This is a genomic window from Nitrosospira sp. Is2 (genome assembly GCF_033095785.1).
Classification (GTDB): domain Bacteria; phylum Pseudomonadota; class Gammaproteobacteria; order Burkholderiales; family Nitrosomonadaceae; genus Nitrosospira.
Genome location: NZ_CP137134.1, coordinates 800,127 through 813,280, shown reverse-complemented (window position 1 = coordinate 813,280; position 13,154 = coordinate 800,127). Strand labels below are relative to the sequence as shown.

The 13,154-nt window shown below is 54.8% G+C and carries 18 protein-coding genes; 10 read left to right on the top strand and 8 right to left on the bottom strand.

Annotated elements, in window-relative coordinates; genetic code table 11:
* Positions 1-17: 17 nt before the first annotated feature.
* The 3 genes from ispD to thpR all read left to right on the top strand — a co-directional run bounded on the left by ispD (position 18) and on the right by thpR (position 1,832).
* Positions 18-713, top strand: coding sequence for a 2-C-methyl-D-erythritol 4-phosphate cytidylyltransferase (ispD, locus tag R5L00_RS03670; RefSeq protein ID WP_317653406.1), 696 nt, complete (start codon positions 18-20; stop codon positions 711-713).
* Positions 714-778: 65 nt separating this feature from the next.
* On the top strand, positions 779-1,285 hold the full coding sequence (gene ispF / locus R5L00_RS03665) for a 2-C-methyl-D-erythritol 2,4-cyclodiphosphate synthase (protein WP_317653405.1): 507 nt from the start codon (positions 779-781) through the stop codon (positions 1,283-1,285).
* Positions 1,263-1,832, top strand: coding sequence for an RNA 2',3'-cyclic phosphodiesterase (thpR, locus tag R5L00_RS03660; protein ID WP_107692233.1), 570 nt, complete (start codon positions 1,263-1,265; stop codon positions 1,830-1,832). The genes ispF and thpR overlap by 23 nt, the downstream gene beginning before the upstream one ends.
* Positions 1,833-1,835: 3 nt before the next feature.
* On the opposite strand, the gene R5L00_RS03655 is transcribed toward thpR, so the two are convergent.
* On the bottom strand, positions 1,836-2,276 hold the full coding sequence (locus R5L00_RS03655) for a host attachment protein (protein ID WP_107692234.1): 441 nt from the start codon (positions 2,274-2,276) through the stop codon (positions 1,836-1,838).
* A gap of 130 nt (positions 2,277-2,406) precedes the next feature.
* On the opposite strand from R5L00_RS03655, the gene tsaB reads away from it, so the two are divergent.
* The 6 genes from tsaB (at position 2,407) to R5L00_RS03625 (ending at position 6,494) form a co-directional block, all read left to right on the top strand.
* Positions 2,407-3,075: a tRNA (adenosine(37)-N6)-threonylcarbamoyltransferase complex dimerization subunit type 1 TsaB gene (tsaB, locus tag R5L00_RS03650; RefSeq protein WP_107692235.1), complete on the top strand. Its 669-nt coding sequence runs from the start codon at positions 2,407-2,409 to the stop codon at positions 3,073-3,075.
* On the top strand, positions 3,072-3,533 hold the full coding sequence (gene rimI / locus R5L00_RS03645) for a ribosomal protein S18-alanine N-acetyltransferase (protein WP_107692236.1): 462 nt from the start codon (positions 3,072-3,074) through the stop codon (positions 3,531-3,533). Before tsaB ends, rimI begins: the two co-directional genes overlap by 4 nt.
* Positions 3,530-4,309 (top strand): uracil-DNA glycosylase, encoded by a 780-nt coding sequence (locus R5L00_RS03640; RefSeq protein ID WP_317653404.1) that lies wholly within the window; start codon positions 3,530-3,532, stop codon positions 4,307-4,309. The genes rimI and R5L00_RS03640 overlap by 4 nt, the downstream gene beginning before the upstream one ends.
* A 56-nt stretch (positions 4,310-4,365) precedes the next feature.
* Positions 4,366-4,959, top strand: coding sequence for a LemA family protein (locus R5L00_RS03635; protein WP_107692778.1), 594 nt, complete (start codon positions 4,366-4,368; stop codon positions 4,957-4,959).
* A 149-nt stretch (positions 4,960-5,108) separates the two neighbouring features.
* Positions 5,109-5,993, top strand: a complete 885-nt coding sequence (locus tag R5L00_RS03630; RefSeq protein ID WP_107692238.1) for a TPM domain-containing protein — start codon at positions 5,109-5,111, stop codon at positions 5,991-5,993.
* Positions 5,994-6,494: a TPM domain-containing protein gene (locus R5L00_RS03625; RefSeq protein ID WP_317653401.1), complete on the top strand. Its 501-nt coding sequence runs from the start codon at positions 5,994-5,996 to the stop codon at positions 6,492-6,494.
* A 61-nt stretch (positions 6,495-6,555) separates the two neighbouring features.
* Here R5L00_RS03625 and lplT read toward each other — a convergent pair whose 3' ends face one another.
* A complete protein-coding gene (lplT, locus tag R5L00_RS03620; RefSeq protein WP_107692240.1) occupies positions 6,556-7,830 on the bottom strand; it encodes a lysophospholipid transporter LplT in 1,275 nt (424 codons plus the stop codon).
* A gap of 163 nt (positions 7,831-7,993) precedes the next feature.
* Between lplT and alr the strand changes: the two genes are divergently transcribed.
* Complete coding sequence (gene alr, locus R5L00_RS03615; RefSeq protein ID WP_107692241.1) at positions 7,994-9,067, top strand: alanine racemase; 1,074 nt, start codon at positions 7,994-7,996, stop codon at positions 9,065-9,067.
* A 91-nt stretch (positions 9,068-9,158) separates the two neighbouring features.
* Here alr and R5L00_RS03610 read toward each other — a convergent pair whose 3' ends face one another.
* The 6 genes from R5L00_RS03610 to R5L00_RS03585 are packed head-to-tail and all read right to left on the bottom strand — an operon-like array spanning position 9,159 to position 12,822.
* A complete protein-coding gene (locus R5L00_RS03610; protein WP_107692242.1) occupies positions 9,159-9,956 on the bottom strand; it encodes a peptidyl-prolyl cis-trans isomerase in 798 nt (265 codons plus the stop codon).
* A gap of 12 nt (positions 9,957-9,968) precedes the next feature.
* The gene (locus R5L00_RS03605; protein ID WP_317653400.1) at positions 9,969-10,247 is read right to left on the bottom strand and encodes a BolA family protein; all 279 of its coding nucleotides are present in this window, start codon (positions 10,245-10,247) and stop codon (positions 9,969-9,971) included.
* Between the two features lie 5 nt (positions 10,248-10,252).
* Positions 10,253-10,555 carry a YciI family protein gene (locus R5L00_RS03600; protein ID WP_107692779.1) on the bottom strand — a complete coding sequence of 101 codons (303 nt, stop codon included), beginning with the start codon at positions 10,553-10,555 and terminating at the stop codon, positions 10,253-10,255.
* Positions 10,555-11,100, bottom strand: coding sequence for a septation protein A (locus R5L00_RS03595; protein ID WP_317653398.1), 546 nt, complete (start codon positions 11,098-11,100; stop codon positions 10,555-10,557). The genes R5L00_RS03600 and R5L00_RS03595 overlap by 1 nt, the downstream gene beginning before the upstream one ends.
* A gap of 41 nt (positions 11,101-11,141) precedes the next feature.
* On the bottom strand, positions 11,142-11,561 hold the full coding sequence (gene msrB, locus R5L00_RS03590; protein ID WP_317653397.1) for a peptide-methionine (R)-S-oxide reductase MsrB: 420 nt from the start codon (positions 11,559-11,561) through the stop codon (positions 11,142-11,144).
* Positions 11,562-11,616: 55 nt separating this feature from the next.
* Positions 11,617-12,822: a DUF2863 family protein gene (locus tag R5L00_RS03585; protein ID WP_317653396.1), complete on the bottom strand. Its 1,206-nt coding sequence runs from the start codon at positions 12,820-12,822 to the stop codon at positions 11,617-11,619.
* Positions 12,823-13,154: the final 332 nt, after the last annotated feature.

Sequence of the window (13,154 nt, the reverse complement as noted above, 5' to 3'; positions counted from 1 at the left end):
CATATCTCTGTCAGGCAATGTCGAATTTCTTTGCACTCATCCCCGCGGCCGGTTATGGCTCGCGCATGGGAGACGAACTTCCCAAGCAATATCTGCCACTGGCCGGCAGACCCATGATTTCCCATACCTTGCGCACGCTTTGCGACTCCCCGCGAATATCCGCTGTTTTCGTAGTGCTTGCACCTGGCGACAGGGAATGGGTTCAGCACGACTGGTCGGAATTTTCGCCCAAGCTGGTGGTTCTCGAATGCGGAGGCGCAACCCGAGCCGAAAGCGTCCTCAACGGTCTTGGCGCTGCCCGCCTGATATCATCCATTGCGGATAACGACTGGGTACTGGTACATGATGCGGCGCGACCATGCTTGGGAAACGCACAGCTCGACAAATTGATGGATGAGTTGGCTGACGATGAGGTGGGCGGGCTGCTCGCTGTTCCGGTGGCCGATACGCTGAAGCGCAGCGATCCCAATGGTCGCGTTGAACGCACAGAATCCAGGGAAAAGTTATGGCAGGCGCAAACCCCCCAGATGTTTCGTTTCAAGTTGCTGCTGGAGGCTTTGAGCATGAGTGGCGGTGCAGCGATGACCGACGATGCGGGCGCAATTGAGGCGCTCGGCCTTCACCCCAAGCTCGTTTTAAGCGATGTGCGCAATCTGAAAGTGACCTACCCCCAGGACCTGGCCCTGGCCGAATTGATACTTAAGGATCGTTGATAATTAAAACGGCAGCGGCTGCGGCTTCGTACGGGCTTGCCGAAGTAGAGCGGAGAGAAGGCATAGTGAGCAAATTCAGAATCGGGCAAGGTTTCGATGTGCATCAGCTGGTTAAAGGCCGCAAGCTTATCATCGGCGGGGTCGATATCCCCCACGAGAAGGGTCTTCTTGGGCATTCGGACGCGGACGTGCTGCTCCACGCAGTTTGCGATGCGCTTCTCGGAGCAGCCGCGCTGGGGGATATTGGCCGTCATTTCTCGGACACCGATCCACGTTACAAGAATATCGACAGTCGGGTGCTGCTGCAAAGCGTGGGACGTCTGTTGATGGAGCATGGATATAAAGTAACCAATATTGATGCGACCATCATTGCCCAAGCCCCGAAAATGGCGTCGCACATCGCTGGGATGGTGGGCAATATTGCCCAGGATCTCGGAATGGAAGCCGGGGACATCAATGTCAAGGCCAAGACGGCCGAGCGTCTGGGTCCCGTTGGCCGGGGCGAGGGGATCGAGGCTGAAGCGGTATGCCTGATTTCACGGATGGATCATGCAGACGACCGAGAAAAGTAATGCCATCAGGAAACAAACTGCTCGTGTTTTTTTTGCAATTTGGCCTGACAATAAAACGCAAAAGCAACTGGGCAAGCTGATAGAACAGTTGCAGCTGGAGGCGCGCTGCGGCGGCCGGAAGACTAAACTGCAAAACATTCACCTTACGCTGGTGTTTTTGGGTGAGGTTGATGCTGACGGGCTTGCAGCACTATGCCAGGTGGCGGATGAAATCAGGAATTCCGGAGCGCGGGCTTTTGATTTTAGTATCGAAGAAATCGGCTGCTGGAAACACAATCACATCGTTTACCTTGCATCCCGCGAAGTTCCCGCGGAACTTTCCAATCTGGTGACGAGGTTAAAAAATGGCGTCTCAGCCGCCGGATTTTCGGTGGAGCGAAGGCCTTACGCGCCGCACATTACATTGATGAGAAACGCTCTCTGCCGGAGTTTGCCTGAGTTGCCCGAGCCGATTACCTGGCGGGCAAGGGAATGGTTGCTTGTCAAATCGCAACAGACCAGCGGCGGCTCTGCTTATGCTCCTGTTGGCCGCTGGTCATTGGAATAAATATCAGAGGTAAATACAGGTTTCCAATCGTCTTGCCAGATTTTTCTCGCTGGTTCGAGTGTAATCCTTTTCAAAGGTATCGCTTACCAGGTTGCGCACATGGCTGCCCAGGTTGTTATTGATCAGGCCGATGAATGGCGCTGATACAACGAGGATTAAGCGGTGGTAGCTGTTCGTGGTGCGTCCGTGCTCAAGTTCCCGCGCAAGCCGCGAGGCAAAATTCTGAGCTTCATTTTGTTTCGGATCGGTGGCAGGTACATAAGAGCCGCGGCCGTTGCCGTTATTTCTGTTGTGTCCGGGACGATCAGAAACGAGATCAACCCTTTTTTCCCGGCTGGCGTCGTGCCTGAATTCCTTGAGTTTCTGTAGTCCCTTCTTGGGTCCGTAATTTGCATAAAGATAAGCTGCGCTTGCGTTTGCGACGAGAATCCACGTGATGCTCATGACTCCTCCATGCGATATGATAAAGTGGAAGGACGCGACTCAGCCTTAATAAGGACAGTAAGTTCGCAGTACAAGTTTCCATCCAAAAGGTGCATAAAATCAACCTAATTTTTCATTTTTTTTACACGCGTTGAAAATTCTCGCAATCGATACGTCCACCGAATACTGTTCGGTTGCGCTGCTGGATGGCGAAATAACGAGCCAGGAGCTTCTTGCCGGACAGCGGCACTCGGAACTGGTTTTGCCAATGGTAAAGCGGATACTGAATGAGGCCGGGCTGACACTGGCACAGCTGGGCGGTATCGCCTTTGGTGCCGGACCGGGTTCCTTCACCGGCCTGCGCATCGCTTGCGGGGTAGTGCAGGGTCTGGCGTTTGGCGTGGGCTTGCCGGTGATGGGCATATGCACGTTGGAAGCCTTGGCGCACGAGGCTGGAGGAAAGTCAGTCATTGCCGTGCTAGACGCGCGCATGAGCGAGATTTATCATGCAGCCTACGAAAAGACGGCAGCAGGATGGCGATCGGTAAGCGAGCCCGCTCTGTGCCAGCCGGGCAATGCGCCTCTGGTTCAGGGTACCGAATGGACGGGTTGCGGCAGTGGTTTTGACTTGTATGATAAAGTTTTGCTCGACCGTTATCGCGGACAGGTTCGCCACATTGTGCCCGGGCTGCGGCCCCATGCGCGGGCGATGGTTGAACTGGCAGCGCCCCGTTTCGCAGCAGGGCTGGGTATCGATCCTGCCGATGCCGCTCCACTTTATGTCCGAAATAAAGTAGCTCTGAAGGAGAAGGAGCGATGAGCGCCCAACTGCAGGAGATGCCGCGAATCAGGCGAATGATTCCGACTGATCTTGATGCGGTGGTCGCCATCGAACGTGAAGTTTTTCTTTTCCCCTGGACGCGCGGCAACTTCAGCGATTCAATTGAATCCGGCTATCATTGCCTTGTTCTGGAACAGGGTGGGGAGGTCTTCGGATACGGCGTCATGACGATTGGGGCCGAAGAAGCCCATCTGCTGACGCTCAGTATCGCCTCAGGGTCGCAACGGAAGGGCTGGGGCGAAAGGTTGTTGCGGGAATTTATCCACATTGCGCGCGAGCGCCTTGCGCGGACAATGTTTCTGGACGTGCGGGAGTCCAACCGCTCGGCTGCCCGGCTATACGAGCGGCTCGGGTTCAGGCAGATCGGCAAACGCAGGGGTTATTATCCCGCAATGGGGGGCCGGGAAGATTCGTTGGTGATGGAGCTGGTATTATGAGCACAGGCGACCCCAGGCACGCGAGGCGCAAGCTGTTGCTCGACGAGTTGGGCTTGACGCCATTGTGGCGAGCCAGGGCTGCCGGCCGGCCTGAGGCGGTTGATATCCGCCCGACAGCAATCGAAGATTCTGCTGTTCAGACAGGCTCGAGACAAGCCGATACGTCCCACGTCGATGTGCTTAAAGAGCGGCGTGCAGAAATTCTGCGGATGGGTTGGGAACAGCTTCAGGCGAGCGTAGCTGGTTGCGTTGCATGCCCATTGTGCGAGTCGCGCTCTCGTACCGTATTTGGCGTCGGCGACCCAAACGCGGACTGGCTGTGCGTGGGAGAAGGCCCGGGTGCCCAGGAAGATGCGACTGGAGAACCGTTCGTTGGGCCGGCTGGCCATCTGCTTGACAACATGCTCGCCGCTATCGATCTGAAACGCGGCCGGAATGTTTTTATCACAAACATCGTAAAATGCCGCCCGCCCGGCAACCGCGAACCCGCTCCCGACGAAGCGGACCGTTGCGAGCCTTACCTGGCGCGACAAATTGAGCTCATCCGCCCCAAGCTGATCATTGCACTGGGGAAAACTGCCGCCAGCAATCTGCTGCATACCAATGCCAGTCTCTCAAGCCTGCGCGGCAGGCTTCATCAATATCTGGATATACCCGTCATCGTCACTTACCATCCGGCATACCTTCTCCGCAATCTGCCGGCCAAGGCAATGGTGTGGGAGGACTTGTGCTTTGCCAGAAGTACGATGACCACGCTATTGCAATTGGAGAACTGATCCCCATCTAATTCAGGAACGTAATTTATGTGAAACCGCTTTCCAGAGACGAACCCATGAATAATCTGTTGCGGACCGTGACATTGCTTCTTGCGCTGACCTTGAGCGGATGCGGCTACAATACCTTGCAATCTACCGATGAGCAAATCAGGGCGGGCTGGTCTGAAGTCCTGAATCAGTATCAGCGCCGCGCTGATCTTATTCCCAATCTAGTAAACGTAGTCAAGGGTTTTGCCGCACAGGAAAAGGACGTACTCCTGGGCGTGACCAATGCCCGCGCCAAGGTCGGCAGTATCCAGGCCACACCAGAACTGATCAACGACCCCGAGGCGTTCGCAAAATTTCAGAGTGCTCAGGGTGAACTGTCGAGCGCGTTATCGCGTTTGCTGGTGATAGCCGAGAATTACCCGCAACTCAAATCCGACGCTAATTTTCGCGAATTACAGGCGCAACTGGAAGGTACCGAGAATCGTATTGCCGTTGCCCGCAACCGTTATATCAAGGCGGTGCAGGATTACAACGTCGTGGTGCGCTCGTTCCCGACCAATCTTACCGCAATGATCTTCGGCTACAAGGTGAAACCCAGCTTCGCCGTGGAAAACGAGAAGGAAATATCCACTGCACCGAAGGTCGATTTCAGCAGACCATAAACGAACGGCGGGAGGTGAAACGGGGTGGCCGGCCGGGTCGAGCATACCTGATTGGCTGACTGCTGGTATGTGTGGCTAATCCCGCTGCGCTTCCTGGTTCCAATGTACGCCTTACCTTTTCCTTTTGACGACATTTCAACCTTTCCGACATGACTCTCACTGGAAGAAAAATCCTCGCGTTCATCGCTCTGTTTTTCTTTACCTCCCTGTCAATGGCGGAAGTTGCGGTGCCGCCGCTCGGATCCCGCGTCACCGACCTGACTGGAACGCTTAGCCCGACCGAGACCGCTCGATTAGAGCAAAAGCTGGCTGCCTTCGAAGCTAAAAAAGGTAGCCAGATCGCGGTACTGATTGTTCCCACCACTCATCCTGACACCATTGAACAGTATTCGATTCGTGTGGCTGAAACCTGGAAGTTGGGACGAAAGGGCATTGATGACGGGGTTTTGCTACTTATCGCGAAGCAGGATCGAACCGTTCGCATCGAGGTAGGGTATGGTCTGGAAGGCGTACTTCCAGATGCGGTAGCCAAGCGAATAGTCGAAGAAACAATTATTCCCATGCTCAGGCAAGGTAATTTCGCAGCCGCGATTGAGGCCGGGATTGACCGGGTGACGAGCGTGATCGAGGGAGAGTCGCTGCCGGCACCTCAGCCAGGACGCGGTACCGTGTCTACCGGGGTGGGCGTTGTTCTGGATAATATTATCTTCGTATTTATCGCACTCATTGTCGTGGGCAAAATCCTCCAGTCCCTATTTGGACGCGTGATCGGTTCCACTGTTATAAGTGCCGCCGCGGGATTCATAGGCTGGCTGGTCTTTTCGTCCATTCTCGTCGGGATAATTATTGCTATTCTTGCGTTCTTTCTGACCTTGTTCGGAAATTCGGGCGGAGGAATTTCGCGAGGAGGGCCGGGAGGCTGGTATGGCGGTTATGGCGGCGGCATGGGCGGGAGGGGTGGCTTTGGTGGGGGAGGCGGGTTTGGTGGCGGCGGCGGGGGGTTCGGTGGTGGCGGCGCCTCGGGAAGGTGGTAGGTGAACTTAGCGCGCATTCTGCGGCATCTTGCTGCGGGACGGATGGCGCTGCGTCGGTTGTTCCCCGCTTCTGCGTTGGTGGCGATTGAGCAGGCCATTGAATCATCTGAAGTCAGCCATGGCGGAGAAATCCGTTTCGCAGCTGAGTCGGGTTTGCAGCTTCTGTCCTTGCTTAAGGACCAACCAGCGCGGGAGAGGGCGATAGAAGTTTTTTCCCAACTCGGTGTTTGGGACACGGAGCACAACAATGGGGTACTGATCTATTTACTGGTCGCCGACCGGGATGTCGAAATCGTCGCTGACCGGGGTATCAATATGAAAGTCGGCAGGGAAAAGTGGGAGCTTATCTGCCGTGAAATGGAAGGCGCGTTCAGTCAGGGAAAGTTCGAATCAGGAGTGATTGCCGGAATCCGGGCTGTCGGCGAGCATTTGCGGGAACATTTTCCCTCAGAGCAGAGTGAGCAGCAAAATGAGCTGACCGACAGACCGGTTATCTTATAGCGTTATCAGACAGCGCATCGTGTTTGTCAGCCGCAAACGTTCTGTGACCCGGCAGCGATCGTCAATGACCTTTATGAGCGCCGATCAGATGAAGAGAGTCCTCAATGCTCTGGTTGCGCAGGTGCCACCGTCGTATCACCGTCATAGTCACTGCCACGAAAAGACCAAACAGAACGATTACCGTGTAAACGTGGACGTCGAAGCTTACCAACAACGCATAGAGTGCCAACATTGCAAGGATGCTCAGGTTCTCATTGAAATTCTGCACGGCAATAGAGTGGCCCGCGCCCATCAGTATATGTCCCCGGTGCTGTAGCAGTGCGTTCATCGGCACTACAAAGAATCCAGCCAGTCCGCCAATCAACATTAAAAGCCCGATAGCAATCCAAAGATCGTGCGCAAGGATCATCGCCATTACCACGATACCCATGGCGATACCCAGCGGAATCACCCGTACGGAATGGCGTAGCGATACGAGGCGGGCGGCAAGTACCGCGCCGACTGCGATCCCGACGGCAACAACGCCTTGCAATTGCGCGGCTTTGCTTAAGGGGTAGCCAAGAGCGGCATCGGCCCATTTCAACACGATAAATTGCAGGGTTGCGCCCGCGCCCCAAAACAGCGTTGTCACGGCAAGCGAAATTTGCCCCAGTTTGTCCGTCCACAGCAGTTTCATGCAGTGACTAAATTCGTGCACCAGAAACATCGGGTTTTTCTTCAGAATGCGGTGATCAACTCCCGTATTGGGAATGTACAGATTGAAGATCGCGGCGGTGCTATAAAATACCGCGATGAGCAGAATACCCGCTTCGGCGACCGTATTAATGCCCGTATCAATTAGTGGAAGGTCGAACCCCAGAAGCATGGCGGAGACTGCGGGCGAGATCAGCAGCCCACCCAATACTGTTCCCAGGACGATGGAAGCCACCGTTAATCCTTCGATCCAGCCATTTGCGATGACCAGCTTCTCCGGCGGCAGCAGTTCCGTGAGTATCCCGTACTTGGCCGGGGAATACGCGGCTGCGCCGAGTCCCACGACCGCGTAAGCGGCGAGGGCGAAGTACTGGTGCGATGCTAGAAAAAGCAGACTGCAGCCGAGGATCTTGATCGTATTGCTGATGAACATCACGCGCCCTTTCGCCATGGAATCGGCGAAGGCCCCCACAAAAGGCGCGAGAATCACATAAAACAGAACAAATACGAACTTCAGCATCGGCGTAAGATACGCGGGAGCATGTAATTCCACCAGAAGCGCTATGGCGACCACCAGCAGCGCGTTATCCGCCAGCGAAGAGAAAAACTGCGCCGCCATGATAGTATAAAATCCGCGTTTCAACTTGTTCTCCCGATTACAGTTTCAGCTCAGGCGTGGATTATACAATGGTCATCCATCGCTATTCCGAAGAGAAAAATTTATATCATGAAACTGCCAACGCTTCCAACCGCCAGGGCAAGGATTCAGCTCTGATGCCGGGATTTTGATAAACCTGCGTATACCAATGCCACGTCCACTTAAGGCACTCATCGATCTTTGCGCGCTCGAGCATAACTTATCCGTGGTTCGCCATCATGCTCCCCATTCGCGCGTAATGGCCGTCATCAAAGCCGATGCGTATGGGCATGGCCTGTTGCGAGCCGCCGAGGCGCTGGCGGGCGCAGAAGGTTTCGCCATGCTCGAACTGGACGCTGCCGTACGTTTGCGGGAGGCAGGCTACCGGCAGACCATATTGCTGCTCGAAGGTTTTTTCGACATCGATGAATTGGCCTGGATCGAGCAATACCGCTTAAGTACCGTCATCCACAATCGCGAGCAGATCGCAATGCTATCCGCAGCCCGAGTTCGGGGCAGGCTAGACGTTTTTTTGAAGCTCAATACCGGCATGAACCGCTTGGGCTTTCCGCTTGAGCAATTTGCCGCTGCGCTGGAAACGCTTCGCTCCAATTCCATGGTGGGTCAGATTACTCTCATGACGCATTTTGCCTGTGCCGATGAGCCACAGAAGGGAGAAAGCGTATCCGTTCAAGTAGAACGCTTCAACGCGGCGGGAAAGGGGTGGCGTTTGCCGCGCTCACTGGCTAATTCTGCCGCTATTTTGCGCTATCCCGAAACACATGCAGACTGGGTTCGTCCCGGCATCATGTTGTATGGTGCCTCTCCGGTTGCCGGCACATCAGCCGCAGAGCTGGATTTGCAGCCGGCAATGACAGTATCCAGCAAGATAATCGCAGTGCAAACCCTTAAATCGGGCGAGGGAGTCGGCTATGGCCATACTTTCCGCCCCAGCGGTTCGCTGAGAGTAGGGGTTGTGGCCGGTGGCTATGCCGACGGCTATCCTCGTCATGCGCCTACCGGCACGCCGGTACTGGTGAACGGGAGGCGCACGCGTCTCGTGGGGCGCGTGTCCATGGACATGTTACACGTGGATCTGAGCGGAATCGAGGATGCAGGAGTGGGTAGTCCGGTAATACTTTGGGGCCGGGACATGCCTATCGATGAGGTGGCACAGGCAGCGGAGACGGTTCCCTATGAGCTGATGTGTGCGCTTGCGCCCCGAATGCAGAAAGTCACGTGATTGCCACGCGCAATACGATCGTACCATTAGGTATAAAAAAAGGCAGCCTAGAGACTGCCTTTTATTTGAGACTGCTTGAGCTTTTCCGAGATTATTCTACCTTGGCTTTTGCGCGAAGGTCGTTGACCGCAGAAGCGAATTGCCGTTGCAATACACGTTGCGCCAGATTTTGCTTTATCTCCTCAAATGGCGGAACCTTCAGGGGCCGCACATCATCCAGCCGGATCACGTGATAGCCAAAGTTGGTATGCACGGGCTGTTCGGTGAGCTGGCCCTTGCTCAGCTTGGTCAGGGCTTCCCCAAACGGCTGAACGTAGCTTGCCGCGGGGCTCCATTCGAGTTCGCCACCCTTGGCCTTGCTGCCCGTGTCGAGAGATTTTTCCTGCGCAATCTTCTCAAGCTTTGCGCCTTTTTTAATTTTAGCGATGATGTCCTTTGCTTCCGCCTCGGACCCCACCAGGACATGATGAGCTTTGTATTCCTTATCGCCCATCTGCGCTTTCACCGCTTCATATTCCTTGCGCAGTTCGTCATCATTTACCGGATGACTCTTTATGTAATCGACCTGGTATGCCCTAACGAGGGCTGTCTGGCGTGCCATCTCAAGCTGGGTTACGAAATCGGGGTCCTTGTCCAATCCTTTTTTCAACGCCTCCTGAGCGATCACTTCTTCCGTTATCAGATCGTCACGCAAGGTTTTCCTGGTTTCAGGGCTATCCGGCTGACCCTGAAGGGTGCGCGCCTTAACAATGAACTCGAGGCGGGACTGAGGAACTGCTACGCCATTTACTTTGGCCAGGGATGAGCCGGATTGAGCCTGAACAGTTGTTGCGGCAATCAGGCCACAAATGCCGAGCGCCGTTAATCGAGAAAGTTTCGTAAAATGCATAGGGCTTCCTTGTCAGTGGATCAAATCGGATTCTTCGGGAGTATACGCTTTTACGCTGAGCGCGTGAATATCCTTGTGCATCAACTCGCGCAGCGCACCGTATACTAGGCGATGGCGCGCAACTGCGGTCTTACCCGAAAACTGGCAGGAAACAATGGTCACAGAGTAGTGTCCGCCCCCGCCTCTGGCGCCTGCATGTCCGGCATGCCTGGCGCTGTCATCAATAATGTCTATTTTCGCCGGCTCAAGTGCTGCGAGCTTCTGCCTGATCAACTCTGTCGTGTCGCTCATCGGGTTCAGGATGGCATTATTTTTTTGAATGGCTTGACGGTTACCTTTGCATATACACCCGAGGTGGCATACGGATCGTTCTCTGCCCAGGTTCGCGCCGCTTCCAGCGATTCAAATTCCGCAACGATCAGACTTCCGGAAAACCCGGCGGGGCCGGGGTCGGGGCTATCGATCGCCGGGTGCGGCCCTGCCAAAATAAGACGTCCCTCATCCTGTAATGCCTTGATGCGTTCCAAGTGCGCAGGGCGGGCAGCAAGTCTTTTTTCCAGGCTATCCGGAATGTCCTCTCCCTGTATCGCGTAAGGCATCATATTTCCTTATCCTCGTTTTCTTCCATATATTTTCCCAGCATCAGGCCTTGAGCTACGACGAACACCAGCATCAGGCCCATAAACCCGAACAGCTTGAAATTAACCCAGGTTTCAGTGGAGTAATTGAAAGCGACATAGAGATTAGCCGCTCCCATCGAGGCGAAGAATGCCGCCCAGCTCGCGTTGAGGCGAGCCCATATAGGCTCGGGCAGCGCGATCTGCTCTTTCATCATCACACGGATCAAATTCTTCTTGAAAACCGCATGGGCCAAAAGCAGTGTAGCGGCGAACAGCCAGTAGAGCACTGACGGTTTCCATTTGATGAAAGTCTCGTCTTGAAGAATGAGTGTCGCGCTGCCAAAGATCACGATGATTACAAGGCTTACCCAAAGCATGGTATCGACCTTGCGGTGGCGAAACCATACCCACCCGATCTGCGCGAACGTGGCGGCGATGGCTACTGCAGTGGCGGTGTAAATCCCATAAATCTTGAACGCAACGAAAAATAGGATGACCGGGAAGAGATCAAAAAGAAACTTCATAAATGGCCAGCTGTGTCTGTCGCAATAGTTTGATGAAGTAATTATTCTAGCTCGTTATGTAGCTTATTATACGGCTCGAGCTTGAGCGATGTTGAATTGATGCAGTACCGCAAACCGGTTGGCTCGGGTCCATCGTCGAACACATGTCCCAGATGGGCGTCGCAACGCGCGCAGAGCACTTCGGTTCGACGTGTGAAAAAGCTTTGGTCTTCCCGGGCGGCAACGGTATCCGGCTCCAGCGGTTGCCAGAAAGAGGGCCAGCCGGTACCGGAATCAAATTTGCTCTCCGAATCAAATAAGGGGGCTCCACAGCAGACACAGCGGTATATTCCGCGGTCGCGACAATTCCAGTATTCCCCGGTAAACGCCCGTTCGGTGCCTTTTTGTCTGCAAACCTGATATTGCTGCGGCGTCAGTTGTTTTTGCCATTCCTGTTCCGATTTCGCGATTTTGTCCGTCATGATGAGCTGCCTCCTCGTAAAAAGCTCACGCTGAGTCCATGTTTCAGAATGAGTCTTAATGGAGATGTATGGGCGTTACCTCGCCTTCTTCAGGAAACTCCGCGTGGACGACTTCGCCATCAGGGTTAGGAAATAGCGGGGCACCGCACTCTTCGCAGTACTCGAGAAGGAAACGCGTCTGCAACAGCGTTGTATGAGTCACGCCACATTCCCGCAGTGTCGCTTCGATTTGAGAGACGATGTCACTGTTGTCATCCTCATCCCCGACGAGTGCCCAAACAATGCCGTAGAGCACGTCATCCCGGTCCTTGAGCGTGAAGCCTACGCGGTATTCCTCCAGCCATTGATCATAAAAGGGCGCAATGACCGCGCGTAGACTGTCCGGAGAAATATTGAGCGTGGTTTGCAGAAAATCAATGGTGGCATGCATGGAATACGGCCGAGCTAGCCGGTCGGCCATGCGCCACGCGGAAAAAAAACCGTCGGGCATCAGCAATTCAAACGCGCACCCCTGAAACAGGGGCCGCAGAACTTCTACGCCGTGTGATTGCCATTCATGCAATATATCCTCTTTCGAAAGCTTCGAACCAACTGGGCCGCTCCCCGCCTGGTCAGTCTCTTGCCAGCGAAACATTGGGTTTCCCTGTGGCGTGGCAATTGCGCCCAGCAGATAGCGGGTATCGGAGAGAAAGCGCCCGGTTTCGGCAAGCTGGCCGGGATTCATGTGCAAGTCGCGTTCTCCCGTCAATGCCGCGGCCCAAAGCCTGGTGGCCAACTCGTGTGTAAGATGATAGCCGCGGGGCAACTGGTCCGGGCTGAACAGGCAATCGGCCAGCGCGAACCGAACATCCGCTGCCAGCACATGCGTTTGCAACTGAACGCGCAAGTTTGCCAGTATTGGTCCCGCTATTGGCCCGGAAGGGATGGAGAAGCGAGACCAGGTCAGCACCGGTACCGCAAACATGAGCATGTCGTAACTGCGGTCGTCGCGCGTTAAGAAAGTGCATTCAATTGCGGCCTCAATCGCGTAGATAAACTCGCTATAAGCCGCGGGATCGGTATCGTAGAGCTGATCCAACGCCGCTTCGAGGTTTTGATCGTCACCCGTGCGCAACTGGGCGTGAATCTTTGCCGCCAGCCGGTTTTCCCAGAATGCATCTTCTACGCGGCTTCCAGAAGCCGCAAGCCCCGCCGCAAGGCGGGAAAGCTCCTGAACAACCCGGGGGGACTTGGTGCGATGAGGGACACGGGACTTTTTCATAAGATGGGTTCGTGGCCATTAAAAAAACATTTTAACCTAAATCGATGGGTGGGAAGCAGGGCCGCTCGCCGCCCGTTTGGTCGCCCCGCTATGAATCAAAGGTTTCAGCCAACGAAATGCGTTTTTCGCCTGTCCTGGTGATCTTGACTATGTGTGGACAATGCCCGGCAACACTTGATGAGTTTTTGCCACCGGATTGTTCACCTTGCTCGACGGTTAAGGGTGGCGAATGATCTGACCGGCTTTGCCGGCTTCTGAACGCAAGTGGGCATCAGTATACACAGCGCTTTCTTGACATGGCCTACGACGTGCTTGTGGACCTCGGCACGGTG